General features: G+C 50.9%; 1 protein-coding gene. It reads left to right on the plus strand.

Translation table 11 applies throughout. From position 1 onward, the window contains the following. A partial coding sequence (locus O9290_RS01910) for a Calx-beta domain-containing protein (RefSeq protein WP_288086624.1) occupies positions 1 to 2,261 on the plus strand: 2,261 nt, incomplete at both ends.

The following is a 2,261-nucleotide window of genomic DNA, read 5'->3' on the forward strand; positions in this document are numbered from 1 at the left end:
CAACGGTCGTGGTTGATCCCATTGCTGACACCGTACAGGAAAACAGCGAATCAGTTATTTTAACCGTCAATTCTGGGACGGGCTACATTGGTGGTTCTCCTAATACAGCAACGGGAACTATTATTTCTGAGGAAGGATTTACCACCTACTTCTGGGATGATTTTGCCAATAACAGCAAGGGTTGGACTCTGGGTACAGAATGGCAAATCGGTGCGGCCACAGCTTCTACAGGTCACGTATATGGGAACCCTGATCCCGGAACGGACAATACTCCCACAGCCGATAATGGTGTAGCTGGGGTTGTTATTGGTGGAAATGCCTCTACAGCCTTGCACGGCTTCTATTATTTAACCAGTCCGGTTATCAACACCAGCACGGCCAATCAGTTGTTCTTTGAATTTGCCCGTTGGCTCAATAGTGACTACACTCCCTATATGCAGAACAAAGTTGAGATATTCAACGGTTCTAGCTGGGTCAATCTTTTGCCTAGCAATTTCGACGAGGCTCCAGGAGTCCAAGATAACGCTTGGACCCCTCAACAATTTGATATTAGCGCCCACAAGAGTGCCTCAACTCAAATTCGTTTCGGGTTCAATGTTGGTGGCTCTGGTGTATTTACAGTAAGTTCGTGGAACCTTGATGATGTCAAAATCTATGGTGATGGCGGTGTTACCTTACCTGTAATCACAGTAGTAGCCAACGATGCCGTGGCTGGTGAACCCGCCAACAATGGTCAATATACCCTCACTCGCACCGGTGACACCACCAGCGACTTGACGGTGAATATCGCCATGAGCGGCACGGCAACCAATGGCAAGGATTACACTGCCATTCCAGCCACGGTAACTTTTAAATCGGGTTTTTCCACCGCAACGGTTGACCTCAATGTCATTGACGACACCCTCGTAGAAGGCACGGAAACCGCCACCCTCACCGTCTTAGCCGGCTCTAGTTATACCCCCGGCAGTTTAGGCAATAAGTCTGGCTCCGCTACAGCAAGTCAAGGTAATGGCAACCTAGCCGCCAGTGCAACTGTAAGCATTGCTGACGATGAGCCGCCTCTGAACACAATCACCCTGGATGCGGCAGATACGGGATGGTACGATGTCACAGGATACCACGATCCTGGTAATACTAATTATTTTGTGGGAGATTTGAGTTTACTTCACCGCAACTGGTTTACTTTCAATCTGCCGACGTTGACCGCCCCGATTATCAGCGCTCAACTGAAGGTGAACACCTATGACTACAATAGTCCGCAACCAAGTGAAACCTATGAGTTACGGGATGTCACGACGGCGGTACCCACCTTAACGGCGGGGGGAAGCGGTAAAACGGCGATTTATGCTGACTTAGGAGATGGTGCTATTTATGGCAGCCGAACCTACACCAATGGAGACGATAACCAGTTTCGTACCATTGACCTCAACGCCGCCGCCATCAGTGCCTTGACAGCCAAAAGTGGTCAAGCCTTTGCCCTCGGTGGTTTATTGACAACTCTGGATACGATTGACAACAGCGAGTACGTCTTTGGTTTTTCAGAAGGTTTTGTAGGAGATGTGCAGTTAATTCTGAATACGGGTACCGCGACAAAATCAATCTCAATCGCCAAAACCACCGATGGTAACGAAGCCGGTTCAGTAAGCAGTGTCTTTACCCTCACCCGTACCGGCGACCTCTCCAGTGCCTTAACCGTCAACTACACCCTGGCGGGTACTGCTACCCTCGGCAGCGACTACAATGATCCCAGTTTAGGCCAAGCCACCTTTGCGGCAGGTGCGGACAAAGCCACCATCACTCTGCCCACCATCGACGATAGTGTGGTAGATCCCAGTGAAACGATCATCAGCAAAATTACCGCCCCCGTCGGCTACACTATCAGTGGACCTGACACGGCGACGGCGACAATCATCGATGACGACCTTGGCATCCTCACTCTGGTGAAAACCACCGATGGTAACGAAGCCGGTTCAGTAAGCAGTGTCTTTACCCTCACCCGTACCGGCGACCTCTCCAGTGCCTTAACCGTCAACTACACCCTAGCGGGGACAGCGACTCCAGGTGTTGACTATACAGGCACTACTCCCAGCAGCGTCACCTTTGCGGCACTTTCCCCCACAGCTACCATCACTCTGCCCACCAAAGATGACCTCTTGAGTGATCCCAGTGAAACGATCATCACCAAAATTACCGCCCCCGCCGGCTACACTATCAGTGGACCCGACACGGCTACGGCCACCATTCTTGACAATGATGGTAAC

The sequence above is a fragment of the Microcystis sp. LE19-41.2A genome, assembly GCF_027530405.1.
GTDB lineage: Bacteria > Cyanobacteriota > Cyanobacteriia > Cyanobacteriales > Microcystaceae > Microcystis > Microcystis aeruginosa.